Annotated in this window: 20 protein-coding genes; 8 read left to right on the forward strand and 12 right to left on the reverse strand. The window is 65.3% G+C overall.

Annotated elements, in window-relative coordinates; genetic code table 11:
- Positions 1 to 91 precede the first annotated feature (91 nt).
- Genes AM2010_RS06825 through AM2010_RS06835 form a run of 3 tightly spaced genes read right to left on the reverse strand, consistent with a single transcriptional unit; the run spans position 92 to position 3340 of the window.
- Entirely contained in the window at positions 92 to 820 is a 729-nt protein-coding gene (locus AM2010_RS06825) for an N-formylglutamate amidohydrolase (RefSeq protein ID WP_047806433.1), read from the reverse strand.
- Positions 817 to 1647, reverse strand: a complete 831-nt coding sequence (locus tag AM2010_RS06830; protein WP_244881994.1) for a 4-(cytidine 5'-diphospho)-2-C-methyl-D-erythritol kinase — start codon at positions 1645 to 1647, stop codon at positions 817 to 819. Before AM2010_RS06830 ends, AM2010_RS06825 begins: the two co-directional genes overlap by 4 nt.
- Before the next feature lie 46 nt (positions 1648 to 1693).
- The gene (locus AM2010_RS06835; protein ID WP_047806435.1) at positions 1694 to 3340 is read right to left on the reverse strand and encodes an electron transfer flavoprotein-ubiquinone oxidoreductase; all 1647 of its coding nucleotides are present in this window, start codon (positions 3338 to 3340) and stop codon (positions 1694 to 1696) included.
- A gap of 86 nt (positions 3341 to 3426) precedes the next feature.
- Between AM2010_RS06835 and AM2010_RS06840 the strand changes: the two genes are divergently transcribed.
- From AM2010_RS06840 to moaB, 3 genes are read left to right on the forward strand one after another with little or no spacing between them, the layout of a single operon-like run.
- Positions 3427 to 4200 (forward strand): hypothetical protein, encoded by a 774-nt coding sequence (locus AM2010_RS06840; RefSeq protein WP_047807772.1) that lies wholly within the window; start codon positions 3427 to 3429, stop codon positions 4198 to 4200.
- Positions 4187 to 5986 carry a lytic transglycosylase domain-containing protein gene (locus AM2010_RS06845; RefSeq protein WP_047806436.1) on the forward strand — a complete coding sequence of 600 codons (1800 nt, stop codon included), beginning with the start codon at positions 4187 to 4189 and terminating at the stop codon, positions 5984 to 5986. The genes AM2010_RS06840 and AM2010_RS06845 overlap by 14 nt, the downstream gene beginning before the upstream one ends.
- The gene (gene moaB / locus AM2010_RS06850; RefSeq protein ID WP_047806437.1) at positions 5986 to 6525 is read left to right on the forward strand and encodes a molybdenum cofactor biosynthesis protein B; all 540 of its coding nucleotides are present in this window, start codon (positions 5986 to 5988) and stop codon (positions 6523 to 6525) included. Before AM2010_RS06845 ends, moaB begins: the two co-directional genes overlap by 1 nt.
- 159 nt (positions 6526 to 6684) lie before the next feature.
- Here the strand turns inward: moaB and AM2010_RS06855 are convergent, their stop codons facing one another.
- Positions 6685 to 7146: a glycine zipper 2TM domain-containing protein gene (locus AM2010_RS06855; protein WP_047806438.1), complete on the reverse strand. Its 462-nt coding sequence runs from the start codon at positions 7144 to 7146 to the stop codon at positions 6685 to 6687.
- A 187-nt stretch (positions 7147 to 7333) separates the two neighbouring features.
- On the opposite strand from AM2010_RS06855, the gene rarD reads away from it, so the two are divergent.
- A complete protein-coding gene (gene rarD, locus AM2010_RS06860; RefSeq protein ID WP_047807773.1) occupies positions 7334 to 8242 on the forward strand; it encodes an EamA family transporter RarD in 909 nt (302 codons plus the stop codon).
- 3 nt (positions 8243 to 8245) lie between these two features.
- Here rarD and pyrC read toward each other — a convergent pair whose 3' ends face one another.
- Positions 8246 to 9292: a dihydroorotase gene (pyrC, locus tag AM2010_RS06865; protein WP_047806439.1), complete on the reverse strand. Its 1047-nt coding sequence runs from the start codon at positions 9290 to 9292 to the stop codon at positions 8246 to 8248.
- 39 nt (positions 9293 to 9331) lie between these two features.
- Here pyrC and ygfZ point away from each other — a divergent pair, with 39 nt between their 5' ends.
- The gene (gene ygfZ / locus AM2010_RS06870) at positions 9332 to 10090 is read left to right on the forward strand and encodes a CAF17-like 4Fe-4S cluster assembly/insertion protein YgfZ (RefSeq protein WP_047806440.1); all 759 of its coding nucleotides are present in this window, start codon (positions 9332 to 9334) and stop codon (positions 10088 to 10090) included.
- Here the strand turns inward: ygfZ and AM2010_RS06875 are convergent.
- Positions 10056 to 10655, reverse strand: a complete 600-nt coding sequence (locus AM2010_RS06875) for a TetR/AcrR family transcriptional regulator (RefSeq protein ID WP_047806441.1) — start codon at positions 10653 to 10655, stop codon at positions 10056 to 10058. The genes ygfZ and AM2010_RS06875 overlap by 35 nt on opposite strands.
- A 30-nt stretch (positions 10656 to 10685) precedes the next feature.
- Here AM2010_RS06875 and AM2010_RS06880 point away from each other — a divergent pair, with 30 nt between their 5' ends.
- Both AM2010_RS06880 and AM2010_RS06885 read left to right on the forward strand, forming a co-directional pair.
- A complete protein-coding gene (locus AM2010_RS06880) occupies positions 10686 to 11594 on the forward strand; it encodes a metal-dependent hydrolase (RefSeq protein ID WP_082132821.1) in 909 nt (302 codons plus the stop codon).
- A gap of 167 nt (positions 11595 to 11761) precedes the next feature.
- Positions 11762 to 12637, forward strand: coding sequence for a metal-dependent hydrolase (locus AM2010_RS06885; RefSeq protein WP_047806442.1), 876 nt, complete (start codon positions 11762 to 11764; stop codon positions 12635 to 12637).
- Between the two features lie 105 nt (positions 12638 to 12742).
- Here AM2010_RS06885 and AM2010_RS06890 read toward each other — a convergent pair whose 3' ends face one another.
- From AM2010_RS06890 to rplU, 3 genes are all read right to left on the reverse strand, one after another.
- A complete protein-coding gene (locus AM2010_RS06890) occupies positions 12743 to 13336 on the reverse strand; it encodes a GNAT family N-acetyltransferase (RefSeq protein ID WP_338047422.1) in 594 nt (197 codons plus the stop codon).
- 142 nt (positions 13337 to 13478) lie between these two features.
- Entirely contained in the window at positions 13479 to 13748 is a 270-nt protein-coding gene (gene rpmA / locus AM2010_RS06895) for a 50S ribosomal protein L27 (RefSeq protein WP_047806443.1), read from the reverse strand.
- Positions 13749 to 13760: 12 nt separating this feature from the next.
- The gene (gene rplU / locus AM2010_RS06900; RefSeq protein WP_047806444.1) at positions 13761 to 14258 is read right to left on the reverse strand and encodes a 50S ribosomal protein L21; all 498 of its coding nucleotides are present in this window, start codon (positions 14256 to 14258) and stop codon (positions 13761 to 13763) included.
- Between the two features lie 199 nt (positions 14259 to 14457).
- Between rplU and AM2010_RS06905 the strand changes: the two genes are divergently transcribed.
- Complete coding sequence (locus tag AM2010_RS06905; protein WP_150115246.1) at positions 14458 to 14964, forward strand: hypothetical protein; 507 nt, start codon at positions 14458 to 14460, stop codon at positions 14962 to 14964.
- Here AM2010_RS06905 and AM2010_RS06910 read toward each other — a convergent pair.
- From AM2010_RS06910 to moaA, 3 genes are read right to left on the reverse strand one after another with little or no spacing between them, the layout of a single operon-like run.
- On the reverse strand, positions 14957 to 15409 hold the full coding sequence (locus AM2010_RS06910) for a molybdenum cofactor biosynthesis protein MoaE (protein ID WP_047806446.1): 453 nt from the start codon (positions 15407 to 15409) through the stop codon (positions 14957 to 14959). The two genes, AM2010_RS06905 and AM2010_RS06910, sit on opposite strands and share 8 nt — an antisense overlap.
- Before the next feature lie 2 nt (positions 15410 to 15411).
- On the reverse strand, positions 15412 to 15666 hold the full coding sequence (locus AM2010_RS06915) for a MoaD/ThiS family protein (RefSeq protein WP_047806447.1): 255 nt from the start codon (positions 15664 to 15666) through the stop codon (positions 15412 to 15414).
- Positions 15663 to 16667: a GTP 3',8-cyclase MoaA gene (moaA, locus tag AM2010_RS06920; protein ID WP_047806448.1), complete on the reverse strand. Its 1005-nt coding sequence runs from the start codon at positions 16665 to 16667 to the stop codon at positions 15663 to 15665. Before moaA ends, AM2010_RS06915 begins: the two co-directional genes overlap by 4 nt.
- Between the last annotated feature and the right edge of the window lies 1 nt (position 16668).

A 16668-nucleotide genomic window follows, 5' to 3' on the forward strand; every position in this document is an offset into this window, starting at 1 on the left:
TGCGCGTTGAGTGCAGCGTCCAACCTAAAGCATCCGGCCCACCGGTCGAAGGGGAAATTCTTTTGCCCGCAACAGTGCGACCGGACCCGGTTCAGGCCCCCCTGAGGGCTAGGGCCGTGCGGCTGGCGACATCGGCGACAAGGGTGGCCCAGCGGGCCTGATCCGCCTTCCGCGCGATCATGTCCTGGCGGACCTCGATCGTCAGATAGGGGCGTCCGTGCGCCTCGGCGTGGCGATCCATCGTGGCGTTGAGCTGCTTGCCGGAATAGGGCTGGTTGTCGCCCACGGTCAGCCCTTCTTCCGCAAACAGGCGGATCGCGTGGCGCGCGGCGCGATCGTCCTGATTGTAAAGCAGCGCAACTTCCCACGGCCGATCGTCCCCCCCGCTTTCGAGCGTCGGGGTGAAACTGTGCAGCGCGATCACCAGTTCGGGCCGCGCGGCATCCAGCCAGTCGGCCAGCGCGGCGTGATAGGGGCGATGAAACAGCGACAGCCGCCGTTCCACATCGGCACCGATATTCCCGGGAATCAGATGCCCGTCGCTGGTTTCCGGGACGACGGCGGGCGAATCCTCTTCGCGATGCAGGTCGCAGACCAGCCGACTGACAGTGGCGATATGCGCGGGAATGGCGTGGCGGCGCGCCATGCGTTCGGCAACGCCTTCCACGCCGATATCAACCGCAATGTGCTTGTCCAGCAGCTCGGGCGCTATGCCCAGCTCGATACCCGGCGGGACATGGTTCGATGCGTGATCGACCACGCAGACAATCCCGCCCGGGGACAGTTCGCCAACCTGGCGAAACGGAATGCCGTCGATCATCGCAGCGCACCTTTCATTTGCCACCAGCCGGGGTGAGCCGAGGCGATCCGCGCGGCGGCTTCATCACGCGCATCGGCCGTATCGTAGAGAGCGAAGGAGGTCGCGCCGGAGCCTGACATGCGGGTGAGGAAGCCGCCGCTATCGGCCAGGGCGTTCCAGGCCAGCAGTGCCTCCTCCACGCACAGCCGTTCGAATACTATCCGTTCCAGATCGTTGCCGTTGCTTTCCGCGATCTCGCGCGCCGTCCTGCCCGAAAGGGGGCCGGAATCCGCGCCGTCCCAGGCGGCAAAGACCGGGCCCGTGGGCACCGGAACGCGCGGGTTGAGCAGGAGGATGGGGGTCCCGGCCAGATCGTTTTCGACCGGCTCCAGCTCCGTTCCCGTCCCACGCCCGATGCAGGCCACACTGTCCACGCAGGCCGGAACATCGGCGCCCAGGCTCGCGGCCCGCTCCGCCCAGTTTTCCGGCAGGCCGTATCGTTCGCGGACAATGCGGAACACCGCCCCGGCGTCGGCAGAACCGCCGCCCAGCCCGGCCGCGACCGGCAGGCGCTTTTCCAGTGCAAGGGCCAGACCGTCGGCGCGCGGCAATTTGCCCAGCGCCTTCGCTGCGATATTGCCGAACGGATCATCCAGCGCGGGCGCGAACTCGCCGGTTACCGAAAGGCTGTCGCTTTCCGCCGTGCGCGCGACCAGTTCGTCGCCAGCGTCGACGAAGGCGAACAGCGTTTCCAGCTCGTGATAGCCATCATCGCGCCGCCGCCTCACGTGCAGCGCAAGGTTGATCTTGGCGTAGGCGGTTTCGCGCATCACGGTCCCCGCAGACATCGCCCCGCCCCGAGGCATGGGGCCACGGCGAGCAGCGGGTTGCCCATCACATGTTCGGATAATTCGGGCCGCCGCCACCTTCGGGCGTGACCCATTCGATGTTCTGGTTCGGGTCCTTGATGTCGCAGGTCTTGCAGTGGACGCAGTTCTGCGAATTGATCACGAACTTGGGATCGCCTTCCTCGACATCGACCCATTCATAGACCCCGGCCGGGCAATAGCGTGCGGAGGGGCCGGCAAAGACGCCCAGCTCGCTCGCTTCCTGCAAAGCCATGTCCTTCACCTTGAGGTGACAGGGCTGATCCTCTGCATGGTTGGTGTAGGAATAGGACACCGAAGTCAGGCGATCGAAAGTGATTTCGCCATCGGGCTTGGGGTAGTCGATCGGCCGGTGCAGGTCCGCCCGATGGGTATGGGTGTAATCGGGCGTGTGCTTCATCGTCACCGGCAGCCCGATGCCCAGCGTGCGCATCCACATGTCGATCCCGGCCACCACGGTGCCGATATCACCGCCGAACTTGGCCACGGCGGGCTGCGCGTTCTTCACCTTCTTCAGTTCGTCGGCGATCCAGCTCGACCGCACGGCGGCGTCGTAATCGGCCAGCTCGGTCTTCTCCGCCCCGCCTTCGATTGCCGCGGCGATCGATTCCGCCGCCAGCATACCGCTCTTCATCGCGGTATGGCTGCCCTTGATCCGGGGCACGTTGACGAAGCCCGCGGCACAGCCGATCAGCGCGCCGCCGGGGAAGGCCAACCGGGGCACCGATTGCCAGCCGCCTTCGTTGATTGCGCGCGCGCCGTAGGCGACCCGCTTGCCGCCTTCCAGATACTCGCGGATCGCGGGGTGCTGTTTCCAGCGCTGGAATTCCTGGAACGGCGAGACATAGGGATTCTCGTAATCGAGCGCGGTGACGAAGCCGATCGCGATCTGTCCGTTCGCCTGGTGGTAGAGGAAGCCCCCGCCCCAGGTGTCGCTTTCCGAAAGGGGCCAGCCCTGGGTGTGGATCACGCGGCCCGGCACGTGCTTGTCGGGATCGATGTCCCACAGTTCCTTGATGCCCAGGCCATAGACCTGCGGCTGGCAATCGGCCTCAAGGTCGAAACGCGCCTTCATCCGCTTGGTCAGGTTGCCGCGCGCGCCCTCGGCGAACAGGGTGTATTTCGCGTGGATTTCCATGCCCGGCTGGTAATCGGGCTTGTGACTGCCATCGGCGGCGACGCCCATGTCCTGCGTCACCACGCCCGCAACGGCGCCGCTGTCGTCGAACAGCACGTCGGCGGCGGGGAAGCCGGGGAAGACCATCACGCCCAGCGCTTCCGCCTGTTCGCCCAGCCAGCGGGTCATGTTGCCCAGCGAGCCGGTGTAGCAGCCATCATTGGAAAGGAATGGCGGCATGAACAGGTGGGGAATGCCGGTCTTGCCGCCTTTCGACAGGACCCAGTGCCAGTTGTCGGTCACCGGCACTTCCGCCATGGGGCAGCCCTGCTCGCGCCATTCGGGCAGCAGTTCGTCCAGCGCCTTCGGATCGACAACCGCGCCGGACAGGATGTGCGCGCCGATTTCGGACCCTTTTTCGAGAACGACAACCTCAAGCGCATCGTTGATCTGCTTGAGGCGGATCGCAGCGGATAGGCCGGCGGGGCCGCCCCCCACGATCACCACGTCGCACGGCATCGATTCGCGTTCGCTCATCCCAAATGGTCCTTCGTTGCTTTGCTGCCTCAGGCTTGCATCATGCCTTGATTGCTGTGGCAGGGCAGGTCAAGACCGCAACCGTGATGGCAGAACGCCCGCCCCTCCCCCTTTCCGGCCAGGTCGCCGGCGCGATCGACTGGTGGCGCGAGGCCGGTCTCGACTGCGACTTCGTCGACGACGCTACGGATTGGCTGGCTCCGCCGGAGGAAGCCGAAGCGCCCGCTGCCCCGGCCATCGATACCCGCGCGGCAGAGCCCCCGCGCGAACTCGTTCCCTCGGTAGAACCTGCCCGCCGGGTCGATGTGGACAAAAGCAGCTGGCCGACCGATCTGGCGGCGTTTCGCGACTGGTGGCTCGCCACCGATGCTCTCGATACCGGCGGCGCCTTTCCCCGCGTGCCGCCAGCCGGGCCGGCGAAAGCCGGGCTGATGATCGTGGTCAACCAGCCGGAAGAGGGGGATCGCGATACGCTGCTGTCCGGCCCCGACGGTGCGCTGCTGCAGGGCTTTATGCGGGCGGCGCAAATCGCGCCCGAAACGGTCTATCTCGCCTCGCTCCTCCCCCGCCACGATACCGCGCCGGACTGGGATGCCATTCGCGCAGCCGGACTGGGCGAACTTCTGGCCCATCATATCGGTTTGGTGGCGCCCGGCAGGATCCTTTTCCTCGGACGCAACATTCCGCCGCTGTTGGGGCACGATATGGCGCAAGGTCCTGCAATTTTACGCAATATCAACCATAAAGACGCTAGCATTCCCGCGATGGGTGCCGGAGGGCTCGCGGATATGCGTCGATCAGCACGGCGGCGCGAGCGGTTCTGGCGATGCTGGCTCGATTGGACTTATGGCGAAACATGATCTGACACGACGGCCGACGCTGGGGCTGAAACTGGGGCTGGCACTGGCACCGGTTGCCCTCGGCCTCGCTTGCGCAATCGTTCCCGCCCCGGCCGCGGCCAATAGCAGCGCCGCCGACTATTTCCGCTCGCGCGCGCTCAACAGCAACGTGCCGGAATTGCTCAACCGTTCGGACAAGGCATATTACTCCGACCTGTTTCAGGCGATCGACCGGCAGGACTGGTCGCGGGTTTCCGCCATGCTGGCGGAGCGTGACGATGGCCCGCTGCACCACGTGGCGAAGGCGGAATATTACCTGGCCGCCACCAGCCCCAGGGTGGAATTGCCCGCCATTCAGGCCTGGCTCGCCAATGGCAGCCGGTTGCCCCATGCCGAACAGATGGGCAATCTGGGGCTGACCCGGGGCCTGATGTCCGCGCCGTACCTGCCGCGCGAACAGAGCTTCGTGAGGCAGCCCTATGCCTCCAAGCGGGTGCGACCCTCCACCATCGACGACGGGACGATGCCGGGAGATGTGCGCCGGGCAATCCTGGACAGGATCAGCAACGACGATCCCGACGGTGCCCGCCAGCTTCTCGACGGGGTCGATGCCATCCTCAGCCCCCCTGCCCGTGCAGAATGGCGGCAGCGGGTGGCCTTCAGCTATTACATCGAAAACAACGATCCGGCGGCGCTCGCCATGGCGCAAACGGTGCGCGACGGGTCAGGCGCCTGGGTCGCGGAAGGTGACTGGGTCGCAGGCCTCGCTGCATGGCGGCTTGGCGACTGCGCAACTGCCGCCGACAGTTTCGAGCGGGCCACACACGGTTCGACCAATCAGGAACTGACCGCGGCTGCATTCTACTGGTCGAGCCGGGCGTTCATTCGATGCCGCCAGCCAGAGAAGGCGGCCGAACGTCTGCGCGGCGCGGCACGACTGGACGAAACGCTTTACGGGATGCTGGCGCGCGAACAGCTCGGCCAGCTTCTGCCCCAGAACCATGCCGGCGCGGACTTCGCGATGGAGGACTGGCGCAAGCTGCGCGATGTCGAAAATGTGCGCATCGCCGTGGCCTTGGCCGAAATCGGGCGCGATCGCCTCGCGGATGAAGTCCTGCGACACGAGGCGCGGATCGGCGACCCGGAAAATTATGACGAGCTTTCCCGGCTCGCCCGCGAAATGGGCCTGCCGTCGACCCAGTTGTGGATGGCCCACAATGCCCCGCGCGGCGCGCAGGCGGAACCCGCGCTGCGTTATCCCGCGCCGAAATGGCAGCCGGTGAACGGGTGGAAAGTCGATCCGGCGCTTGCCTATGCACACACGCTGCAGGAATCGGTGTTTCGTGCCGATGCCGTCAGCCCGGCCGGGGCCCGCGGCCTGATGCAGATCATGCCCGCCGCCGCGATCGATCACCGCGCGAAGCTGGGCGTATCGGGCAATGCGGGCGACCTTGCCCGGCCCGAAATCAATCTCGCCTTCGGGCAGGAACACTTGCAGATGCTGCGCGATTCCGGCGCTACGGGCGGGCTGCTGCCGAAAGTCATGGCCGCTTACAACGCGGGCCTTTCGCCGGTCACCCGGTGGAACAGCGAGATCCGCGATCAGGGCGACCCGCTGCTGTACATGGAGAGCATCCCCTATTGGGAAACGCGCGGCTATGTCGCGATCGTGATGCGCAATTACTGGATGTACGAACGGCAGGCCGGCGGTGCGTCGGAAAGCCGGATTGCCCTGGCGCAGGGCATGTGGCCGACGTTCCCCGAACTTTCCGGCGGCGGCGGCGTGCGTCTGACAGCGCGCGACTGATGGCGATAGATCCGGATCGCGCATTCACACCGGTCAGTATCGCGGTGCTCACGGTTTCGGACAGCCGCACCGCGGCCGAAGACACATCGGGCGACATCCTGGCCGATCGGATCGAACGGGCCGGGCACCGGTTGTCCCACCGTACGATCGTCCGCGACGATGCCGCCGATATCGCGCGCCAGCTCGATGCCTGGATCGCCGACCCGCAAGTCGATGCCGTCATCAGCACGGGCGGCACCGGCCTGACGGGGCGGGACGTCACCCCCGAAGCGCTGGAACGGGTTTGCAAGGACCACGATGGGCGAGACATTCCCGGCTTTGGCGAGCTGTTCCGCTGGCTCAGCTACAAATCCATCGGAACCAGCACGATTCAAAGCCGCGCCTGCGCCATTGTCGCAGGGGGGACGTACATCTTCGCCCTGCCCGGTTCCAACGGAGCGGTAAAAGATGGCTGGGACGGAATCCTGGCGGAGCAACTCGACAGCCGGAACCGCCCGTGCAACTTCGTCGAACTGTTCCCCCGTCTACGCGAGAAATAGCTTGCGCGAGAAATAGCGGCGCGGGCAGCCGGGCTTTGGGGCCGGGGCCGGAATCGAAGACGCCCCGCCTCCCTTGGGAAGCAGAGCGCCTTCCGCGGCCATTTGGCGGCCGCGCCGCGACTGCAGGTGGGTGCAGCCGAAGTCTATTGGGCCGACAGCTCAGCGGCAGCGCGTGGTCCCGCGATCGATCTCACGCCCCAGCAGCGCGCCGCCAGCCGCCCCAAGGATCGCGCCCAGCGTACGATCGCCCCGGCCCGCAATTTCGTGACCGAGCAGGCCGCCCACGGCGCCGCCGATCAGCAGGCCGGTCGTCCCGTCATCGCGCCGGCAATAGGTGCGCCCGTCGCGGCCACGCCAGACGCGCGTATCGCGGCTGACCCGGTCGTACCGATCCCGATCGTAGCGATCCCGATCATAGCGGCCCCGTTCGTGCCGGCGATAATCGCGGCGATCGCGGTCGCGATAGCGCTCGCGCCACTGACTGGCGCTCTCCGTCTCGTATGTGGCAACATGCATTGCCTGATAGGCATGTGCCGGTTCGGCAGCTTGCGCGGGTGCTGCCAGGGCAAGGCCGGGGGCCGCAAGCGCCAGGGCAGCGAACTTCAGATTTATGCCGGTCATCGCTCGTTCCTCTCATCGTGTCGTCGGAGGCGGGAAGCTATCCGTTCGATTTGTTCATAAATACCGGCCAGTTTATGAACGGATCGCAACATCCGGTGCAGAAAGTTTACATTGCGACGAACCGAGTTTCGCCGGGGACGGAATGATCGTTGCGCACCCAACGCACGATACCTAGATGACCTGCGAGATGAGCGGCGAGATCCCCCAACCCCGGCAATCGGGCCTCGTCGCCGGGCTTTCGGCCTATTTCATCTGGGGTTTTCTGCCGCTCTATCTGCTGCTCGTTCGCGAAGTTCCCGCGTTCGAATTCGTCGGCTGGCGAATCATCTGGACGCTGCCGATCTGCCTTCTGATCGTGGCGATCCGGCATCAGGGGCGCGAGGTGCTGCGGGCATTCGGCAACAAGCGCAGCCTTTCCATGCTTGCAGCCAGTTCGGTTCTCATCGGGTTGAACTGGCTGGTCTATGTCTGGGCGATCCAGCACGATCACGTCTATGCGGCCAGCCTGGGTTACTACATCAATCCGCTGATCAACGTCCTGCTGGGGACATTCGTGCTGGGCGAAAAGTTGAGCCGGCGCCAGTGGCTGGCCGTGGCAATTGCCGCAGCGGGCGTCGCCCTCCTCCTCGGCGGCGCGCTGACCACGCTCTGGATTAGCCTGACGCTCGGCCTCAGTTTTGGAACGTACGGGCTGCTGCGCAAGCGCGTCGATGTCGGCGCATTGCCGGGGCTGACCATTGAATCGACGCTGCTGCTGGTCCCGGCGGCGGGCATTGCATGGTGGTATGCCGCATCGCCCGCGGGGTCGGCATTCGCGCAATCGCCGGAACTGAGTTTCACCATCGTTCTGGGCGGGGCGCTGACAGCGATCCCGCTGCTGCTGTTCGCGATTGCCGCGCGGCGGATGGATTATTCCACCCTGGGCTTCCTGCAGTTCCTCGCCCCGACGATTGTCTTCATCCTGGGCCTTACGGTCTTCGACCAGCCGCTGCAGACGGTGCAGATCGCGTGCTTCGTGCTGATCTGGACCGCCATCGCCGTGTTCGTGTGGGACATCCTTGCCCGCCGCAAGGCAGACAAGGTCTTGCAGGCCTGACGATCAGGCGCGGATCGCCCAGCGCAGTGTCTCGCCCGCGTGGAACGGAACGATGGGCGTGCCGCCAGCGTCGATCTCATCGGGCACCTGTGTGCCCGTGCGTTCCAGGGTGATCCGTTCCTCGTTCGGCGCCAGCCCGTAGAAGCGCGGGCCATGTTCGCTGGCGAAGCCTTCGAAATTCGCCAGGGCCCCTTCGTCCTCGAACACCTCCAGATAGCTTTCGAGCGCGAAGGGGGCGTTGAAGATGCCCGCGCAGCCGCAGGCGCTTTCTTTCGCGTCGCGCGCATGGGGTGCGCTGTCGGTGCCGAGGAAGAACTTCGCCGACCCCGAAGTCGCCGCTTCGCGCAGCGCGATCCGGTGCCGTTCGCGCTTCGCCACCGGCAGGCAATAGGCGTGCGGCCGTATTCCGCCGACGAGCATGGCGTTGCGATTGATATGGAGGTGCTGCGGCGTGATTGTCGCGGCCACGTTCGAATCCGCCGACGTGACGAACTGCACCGCGTCGGCGGTGGTGATATGTTCGAAAATCACCTTCAGGTCGGGCAGCGACAGCAGAAGCGGTTCCAGCACGCGGCTGATGAAGGCCTTCTCCCGGTCGAAGATGTCGATATCGGCGTCGGTCACTTCGCCGTGAATGCACAGGGGCATTCCGATCGCAGCCATACGTTCCAGCACGCTGCGGATATTCGCCACATCGCTCACACCGTGCGCGGAATTGGTCGTGGCGTTCGCCGGGTAGAGCTTGGCCGCGGTGAAAACGCCTTCCTCGTACCCGCGCGCGATTTCGTCAGGGTCGGTCGCATCCGTGAGATAGGCCGTCATCAGCGGGGTGAAGGCGGCGCCTTCGGGCACGGCGGCAAGAATCCGGTCGCGATAGGCAATCGCCGCCTCGACCCCGGTTACGGGCGGCGCGAGGTTGGGCATCACGATGGCGCGCGCGAACTGGCGCGCCGTATAAGTCGTGACCGCTGCCAGAACTTCGCCATCGCGCAGATGTACGTGCCAGTCGTCAGGCCGGCGGATCGTCAGGGATTCGGGGGTCTCGTTCATAGGGGTTCCCTTAAGCCGGTAGCGCCCTATCTGTCACCCATGACCGCAACCCGCCTGTTCGATCGCGCCATAGTGCGCCTGTCTCCCCAGGACGACGCAGAAGACGTTGTCGCATTCCTGCAGGGCCTGCTGACCAACGATGTTGCAGGACCTCTGCCAGCATATGCAGCGCTTCTGACTGCGCAGGGCAAAGCCCTGTTCGATCTGATCGTCTGGCCCGGCGGGGAGCGGGACGTATTGCTCGATTGCGAAGCCGACCGGGCCGAAGATCTGGCCAAGCGGCTTTCGCTCTACCGGCTGCGCCGCAAGATCGCGATCACTGTCGACGATGGTCTGGCAGTGCATTGGCGCCCACAGACCGGCGACGGCGCCGCATCCGATCCGCGCCTGGCCGATCTGGGGCAGCGGTGGATCGCACCGGTTTCAGCCGATGATGCCCCGGCTGACGACGAATGGCGGGCGCACCGGCTGTCGCTGGGCGTTCCCGAAGGCCAGGGCGAGCTGGGCGACCTGCTGTGGCTCGAAACCAATGCGATCGAACTGAACGGTGTCGCCTTCGACAAGGGGTGCTACGTCGGGCAGGAAAATACCGCGCGGATGAACTGGCGCCAGAAGGTCAATCGCCGCCTGGTGGTTGTCCCGCTCGAACGTTCGGAGGAAAAGCGCCGTCGCGCGGCCTATCCGGCGCTGGGCCTGGCCGTCGACCACTTGCGGGTCGATGCCATCGATGCCGCGCTCGCGCCCGACTGGATGAAGGGCGCGCTCAGTGCGGCTGACCCAGCGTCGCCAGAGAATTGAGCAACATTCGCTCGGCCCGGTCGCGCGCGGCGGTTTCGGGCAGCATCAGCGACCGCGAAAGCGCCGAGCCGATCAGCGCATCGCCCATCGCCATCAGGACCAGCGCCAGCGTATCTTCGTGAACCCGCGCGACATCGTCGTGCGAAGTTGCTTCTTCAGGCGCGATTTCGTCCACCAGCTGATGGATCGTTTCCACTATCGGCGACAGCGCATCTTCGTTGCCGGTCAGGATCATCCAGCTTGCCAGGGCCCCCGCCCCTTCCTTGTCGAACGCATCGAACGCGAGATCGACGACTTCGCGGGGGGCACCCAGACCGGCACGACTGGCACGAACCGCTTCCTTGATGCTTTCGCACACGGTTTCCGCCAGATGCCGCGCGAGTTCCTTCTGCAGGCCCGCGGCGGAGCCGAAATGGTGCAGCAGATTGGCGTGGGTCCGCTCGATCCGCCCGGCGACGGCCTTGAGCGTGACCGACTGCGGGCCGGTTTCGATTAACAGCCTTCGTGCAGCTTCGAGCGCAGTCCTGCGGCTTTCTTCGGGAGATAGACGCTTGCGACTTGCCATGCGGTTCCTTGAACAATAAAATGCCGGCCCATGCAGGGGGACCAAGCAAGCGGCCTAGAACGCCCCGACGCCGGCGACAAGGTGACGCGAACGTCGGGGAGCGCCACGCCCGGCGACCATGCCCTCAACATTCGCGACCGAAAGTTTTGCCGGGATGGCCGGCCAGTTCGATGGTGGCACTCCGGCGACCCCGTGGCAACTGCCTGGTATAACTCGGTTTCTGCCAGCCTCCCCCGGGGCGAGAAGTTCTTCATCCAGGTGATGAAGTACTACGACGACAAGGTTCCGCCTCGCATGGCGGCGGAACTTCGCGCGTTCACCCGGCAGGAATCGAATCACGCGCGCGAGCATGTCGCGTTCAACAATCTGGCCCAGAGCCACGGTTACGACATCGAGAGTATCGACAAGGGCATCGAGGAAATGCTCGCCCTAACCAAGGGGCGCCCGGTCGAATTCAACCTGGCGATCACGATCGCGCTGGAACATTTTGCCGCCGCCATCAGCCACTGCCTGCTGACCGATCCCCGCTATCTGGACGGGGTGAACGAAGAAATCGCGGATATGTGGCGCTGGCACTCGGTGGAAGAGATCGAGCACAAGGGCATCACTTACGACGTCTGGCTTCACGCCACCCGCGACTGGTCGGCGTGGAAACGGTATCGGGTGCGCGCCCTGCTCGCGCTGCTGATTACCCGGCGATACTTCAAGAACCGCGTGCGTGATGCTCTGGGATTGATGCGGCAAGACGGGATCACCGGGCTACGTGCGCGCTGGCTGCTGTTCCGTCATCTGTGGATTTCGCCCGGAATGATGCGGCGCATGTTCTTCGATTGGGCCAAGATCCTCCTGCCCGGCTTCCACCCGTGGAAGCAGGACGACCGCGCCCTGATTCGCAAGTTCGACAGCCCCTATGCCGATGCGGTGATGCCGGCTGAATAGCCCGCTGACCGATCGGGCGCCAGCGGGCCTTCTTCCTTTATTGTCTGCACACGTTTCGCGACGGACGGCCCCTGTTTCCGGGCGATCCGTCCTTGAGGCACGCCCACTATTGACACTTGTGTAAGCAGCCCTTATTGACATAACTGTCAGTAACTAGCGAGCTTCCCATGAACGCCCCTGCCCGTATCTCTGCCGAACGCACTTCCGCCCCCACTCCCGCCGATCTTGCGATCACTATTCGCGACGAGCGGTTCAATCGCGACACCACGCCGCGCCGCTGGTGGGCCGGCGAACCGTTTGGCACCGCCTGGCACAACGCCCTTTCCGCCACTTTCCCGCGCGGGGAAGCGTTCTTCATCGAAGCGGTCAAGGCGCACCGCGCGGGCGCCGATCCAAGGCTCGACGCCGAAATCCGCGCGTTCGTGAAGCAGGAAATCAATCACACACGCGAACACATCGCGTTCAACAAGCTGGCCGAGAATGCCGGGTACGACATCAAGGCAATCGACAAGCGGGTCGAGGAAATGCTCGCGATGACCAAGGGGCGGCCGGAAATCCTCAATCTGGCGGCGACCATGGCGCTGGAGCACTATACCGCGATGATGGCGCACGAATTCCTCGCCAATCCCCGCCACTTCGCAACCGCCGACGCCGAAGTCCGCGATATGTGGCGCTGGCACTCGGTCGAGGAAATCGAACACAAGGGCGTTGCCTTCGACACATGGAACCACGCCACGCGCGACTGGTCCAAATGGCGGCGCTGGAAGCTCCGTAGTCTGATGATGCTGATCGTCACGGGCCGGTTCTTCAAGAATCGCTGGGAAGATTCGATGAATCTGCTGGCGCAGGACGGTATTACCGGCTGGAAAGCCCGCTGGGGCCTGTTCCGCTATCTCGCCGTCAGCCCTGGCATCGTGCGCCGCATTTTTCCGGCCTGGCTTGCCTACTTCAAGCCCGGCTTCCACCCGTGGGATCACGACGACCGGGACCTGATCGGCCTGTACGAAGGCGAGTTCGAGGACGCATTGCTGCCAGCCGAGTAATCGGGCACCGGCGGCGTATTGGCGTGAAGCCTCAGACCGCCGATGGCGCGCCGGCAGGGCCGAGGCGTTCGCCTTCGCGGTAGCCGCTGCTGCCGCGGCAAGGAATCACGCCGCGCGCATGTCCGGTTCGCACTCGCATTCGAGATCCAGCGCATATTCCGCGGCAAGCGCTTCGCCGCCACGGCCACAACTGAACCGCGGGCGGATCGCACCGGTCGCGGCGAAGCCCAGCTTTTGCAGCACCCGGCCCGACGCCGGATTGTCGAGGAAATGGCTGGCGACGATCCGCGAATGGCCCAGCATTCTTGCGATTTCCAACGCCGCCCGGCCCGCTTCGGTCGCGTAGCCGCGGCCCCAGTAAGGGCGTGCGATCCAGTAACCCAGTTCGGCCGTATTCCCGACCTGATCGATCCCGACGCATCCCACCATTGCGGCATTGTCTGCCCGCGCCACCACAAACCGGGGGAAGCGCGGCGCTGCGGGGGACGCGACGAATTCGCGCGCGTGGTGCGGGCGATAGGGCCAGGGCGCGCGGGCAAGGTTGCGCACGACTCCTTCATCGGCAATGCCGCCGAGGATCTCGCACCAATCCTCGGGCCACGGCGGTCTCAGGAGCAGTCTTTGGCTGCGATGGAACATTTTCGTGCTCTCCACTTCGCCCCCGCCACGCCCGGTAGAGCCGGTGCGTGACAATGGCATTGCGGCGAAAGGCGGTTTCGCCGGTCCGTGAGGGAGATACGACAAGAGGGAGACGGGTGGCCCCATCTCCCTCTTCGTTTGCCGGCGGTTTGCCCCGGCTGGGACCGTCCCGTCTGGACGACCCCGTTATCGGATCGTCCGGTTATTCTGCGGCTTGCGCCAGCATGTCGACCGATACGTATTTGCGACCGAGCTTGCCGCCGTGGAATCGCACGACGCCTTCGGTGAGCGCAAACAGCGTGTGATCCTTGCCCATCCCGACGTTCGCGCCCGGATAGAACTTGGTCCCGCGCTGGCGCACGATAATGTTGCCCGGAATCACACCCTGGCTGCCGAATTTCTTCACACCAAGGCGACGGCCAGCCGAATCGCGACCGTTACGCGACGAACCGCCTGCTTTCTTATGTGCCATCGTTCGTGATCCTTACTTCTTCGCTTCGGACTTGGCCGGAGCTTTCTTGGCCGGCGCCTTCTTCGCGGCGCCTTCCTTCTTCGGGGCAGCCTTCTTGGCTGCCGGCTTCTTTTCGGCCGTATCGGCAGCCGCTTCGGCAGGTGCAGCCTTCTTGGCCGGAGCCGCCTTCTTCGGCGCTTCCTTGGCTGCATCCTTCTTCGGCGCGGCCTTCGCGTCGCCCACCGCAGTGATGCGCAGCAGGGTCAGCTGCTGGCGATGCCCGGCCTTGCGGCGATAGTTGTGACGGCGGCGCTTCTTGAACACGACCACCTTCTCGCCCTTCGCCTGGGCAATAATCTCGGCCGAGACAGACACTTTCGACGCATCGGCGATATCTTCGCCTTCGCCGGCGAGCAGAACGTCGCCCAGAGTGACCGTATCGCCGGCTTCCCCGGCGAGTTTTTCGACCGCGATCTTGTCTCCGGCGGCAACCCGGTATTGCTTGCCGCCCGTGCGCACTACTGCGAACATGGTGCTAACTTCCAATCTCGTTGCTTGTGTCCCCACCTTCGTGGAAGGGACGTGTCCGATGCGCCGCGCAAGGCGGCTCCCGGAAAGATGGGTGCCGTTAAGGGAACCGCTGGCGCAAGTCAACGATGGAATCTGGCGAACACCCGCCTGCACCATCCTGTCTGGCGCACTGCGGCCACCATGCTACAGGAAAGGCATGATGTCAGCCCATCTTCGCATTGCGCCATTGCTGTTTGCCGTACCGCTGGCGGCCTGTGCCGCAGGGTCCGGCAGCTACCCCTCACTCGCGATCCGGGATGCGGAACGGGTCGGGGGCAGCCTTGAGACCCCGACACCGGAAGCGCCCCCTGCCCAGCCCGCCCCGCCCAGCGCAGATCTGCTCGCGCGCCTGGGGCAGTTGCAGTCCCAAGCGGCCAGTGCGCATCAGGCGTTTCTGGCAGCCGTACCCGCAACGCGGCGCGCGGTGCGGGCCGCCAGCGGCGCAGGGATTGCTAGCGACCGATACGCCAGTGCCCAGGTCGCGCTGGCCGATCTCGATTCGCACCGCAGCCGCGCGGCGATCGCACTGGGCGATCTCGATCTCCTGTTCGCCGATGCCGCCCTGTCGTTCGAATTGCGTGCGCCGATCGTCGAAACGCGGGCAGACGTTACCGCGATGATCGCGCAGGAAGATGCCGTTCTGGCCGAACTTCGCGGCGCTATTTGAGCTGCTGCCAGCGGGCAAGGTCGCGGCGATCCTCAGCCCGGGGATCGATCCAGTGCCAGCCGTCGGCGCGCTTCTCGCGCTTCCAGAACCACGCGGCCGATTTCAGGTGGTCCATGCAATAATCGACCGCCTCGATCGCCGGGCGCCGGTGGCGTGCGGCAGCGGCGACGCAGACGACCGGTTCGCCGGGGGCAAGCCGTCCGACCCGGTGCAGGATCGCCAGCCCCATCAGATCGAAACGGTCGAACGCCCGGTCCGAAAGGGTGTGAATACCGGGCAGGGTCAGTGGCTCGTATTGCTGCAGTTCCAACGCCTCGACGCCGTCCTCCGCCCTCACCCGGCCGACAAACGCGCATATCCCCCCCGCCTCGGGACATTCTGCCGCCAGGCGCTGGCTCGGCTCCGCAGGATCGAATGGCGCTGTCAGCAGGCGCAAATCGCGCATGGTCAGCCTCCGCTGACCGGTGGCAGGAATGCGATCTCGTCACCGTCTTCGGCCTCGATCGCGCTCTTGTCGTCCAGCAACGTGCCGTTGCGCGCGACGCGGACGTTATCGGCAGCGACCGCTTCCGCCAGCAAATCGCCGCCACACACGGCGACATGCGCCTTAAGCCCCTGCCAATCGCACCGACCGGCTGCGGCAAGATCGTACTCGTCCCGTCCCGCCAGATCGGCAAGTTTGCCGAGGAAGACGAGCTTCATCCGCCCGTCACCGACATATGGCGCGGTTGCGCCGGGGCAGCCCCTGGTGCGTCGATGCGGAAATCATGACGCGCCGGCTTGATCCGCATCGCGGTATCGAGCGCCTGCGCAATCGCCGCTTCGCTATCGTCCGATCGCATGGCCGCGCGCAAGTCGACCCGCTCCGCCCCGCCCAGACAGGGATAGAGCTGCCCGGTGGCGGTGACCCGAATGCGGTTGCATCCGTCGCAGAAATTGGCGCTGAGCGGGGTGATGAAGCCGATCCGCCCCCCGGTTTCGGCAATGTCCGCGTAGCGCGCCGGCCCACCGGTGCGGTGTGACGATGGCGTCAGCGTCCAGCGCCGCTCCAGCGCAGATCGAACCTGCGAAAGCGACAGGTATCGGTCGAAGCGGTCTTCTTTCACTTCGCCCAGCGGCATCAGCTCGATCAGGGTGATCGCGTGCCCTTGCCCGTGGGCCCATTCGACAAGCGCGGGAATTTCATCGTCGTTGACCCCGCGCAGCGCCACAGTGTTGATCTTGACCGCCAGCCCGGCTGCACGCGCGGCCTCGATCCCGGCGAGCACGTCGTGCAGCCGATCCCGCCGGGCAAGCTGGGCGAACGTTTGCGGATCGATCGTGTCGAGCGAGATATTGACCCGCCGGACCCCTGCGGCGGCAAGCGCATCGGCATGGCCTGCGAGCTGCAGGCCATTGGTGGTCAAGGTCAATTCTTCCAGCCCGTCCCCGATCCGTCGCCCCAGCGCGCGGACCAGATCCATGATATCGCGCCTGACCAGCGGCTCCCCGCCCGTCAAACGGATGCGCCTGACTCCGCGCGCGATGAAGCCGAGTGCAAGCCGGTGAAGTTCCTCTAGGCTGAGGATGTCCCGCCGGGGGAGAAACTGCATCCGTTCCGGCATGCAGTACGTGCAGCGCAGATCGCAGCGATCGGTTACCGACAGGCGCAGATAATCGATCGTGCGGCAGTGGCCATCGACCAGGGGGGCAGTGCCGTCCATC

Origin of the sequence: Pelagerythrobacter marensis, from assembly GCF_001028625.1 — a bacterium.
Lineage (GTDB): Bacteria > Pseudomonadota > Alphaproteobacteria > Sphingomonadales > Sphingomonadaceae > Pelagerythrobacter > Pelagerythrobacter marensis.

Bases quoted from the DNA above. Each gene is read 5' to 3' on its own strand.
- AM2010_RS06875 (WP_047806441.1), bottom strand. From the start codon at position 10,655: ATGGCAAGTCGCAAGCGTCTATCTCCCGAAGAAAGCCGCAGGACTGCG.
- AM2010_RS06880 (WP_082132821.1), top strand. From the start codon at position 10,686: ATGCAGGGGGACCAAGCAAGCGGCCTAGAACGCCCCGACGCCGGCGAC.
- rarD (WP_047807773.1), top strand. From the start codon at position 7,334: ATGAGCGGCGAGATCCCCCAACCCCGGCAATCGGGCCTCGTCGCCGGG.
- AM2010_RS06885 (WP_047806442.1), top strand. From the start codon at position 11,762: ATGAACGCCCCTGCCCGTATCTCTGCCGAACGCACTTCCGCCCCCACT.
- rplU (WP_047806444.1), bottom strand. From the start codon at position 14,258: ATGTTCGCAGTAGTGCGCACGGGCGGCAAGCAATACCGGGTTGCCGCC.
- AM2010_RS06840 (WP_047807772.1), top strand. From the start codon at position 3,427: ATGGCAGAACGCCCGCCCCTCCCCCTTTCCGGCCAGGTCGCCGGCGCG.
- AM2010_RS06845 (WP_047806436.1), top strand. From the start codon at position 4,187: ATGGCGAAACATGATCTGACACGACGGCCGACGCTGGGGCTGAAACTG.
- rpmA (WP_047806443.1), bottom strand. From the start codon at position 13,748: ATGGCACATAAGAAAGCAGGCGGTTCGTCGCGTAACGGTCGCGATTCG.
- AM2010_RS06910 (WP_047806446.1), bottom strand. From the start codon at position 15,409: ATGCGCGATTTGCGCCTGCTGACAGCGCCATTCGATCCTGCGGAGCCG.
- pyrC (WP_047806439.1), bottom strand. From the start codon at position 9,292: ATGAACGAGACCCCCGAATCCCTGACGATCCGCCGGCCTGACGACTGG.
- moaB (WP_047806437.1), top strand. From the start codon at position 5,986: ATGGCGATAGATCCGGATCGCGCATTCACACCGGTCAGTATCGCGGTG.
- AM2010_RS06855 (WP_047806438.1), bottom strand. From the start codon at position 7,146: ATGACCGGCATAAATCTGAAGTTCGCTGCCCTGGCGCTTGCGGCCCCC.
- moaA (WP_047806448.1), bottom strand. From the start codon at position 16,667: ATGGACGGCACTGCCCCCCTGGTCGATGGCCACTGCCGCACGATCGAT.
- ygfZ (WP_047806440.1), top strand. From the start codon at position 9,332: ATGACCGCAACCCGCCTGTTCGATCGCGCCATAGTGCGCCTGTCTCCC.
- AM2010_RS06890 (WP_338047422.1), bottom strand. From the start codon at position 13,336: ATGCCATTGTCACGCACCGGCTCTACCGGGCGTGGCGGGGGCGAAGTG.
- AM2010_RS06830 (WP_244881994.1), bottom strand. From the start codon at position 1,647: ATGTCTGCGGGGACCGTGATGCGCGAAACCGCCTACGCCAAGATCAAC.
- AM2010_RS06825 (WP_047806433.1), bottom strand. From the start codon at position 820: ATGATCGACGGCATTCCGTTTCGCCAGGTTGGCGAACTGTCCCCGGGC.
- AM2010_RS06905 (WP_150115246.1), top strand. From the start codon at position 14,458: ATGTCAGCCCATCTTCGCATTGCGCCATTGCTGTTTGCCGTACCGCTG.
- AM2010_RS06915 (WP_047806447.1), bottom strand. From the start codon at position 15,666: ATGAAGCTCGTCTTCCTCGGCAAACTTGCCGATCTGGCGGGACGGGAC.
- AM2010_RS06835 (WP_047806435.1), bottom strand. From the start codon at position 3,340: ATGAGCGAACGCGAATCGATGCCGTGCGACGTGGTGATCGTGGGGGGC.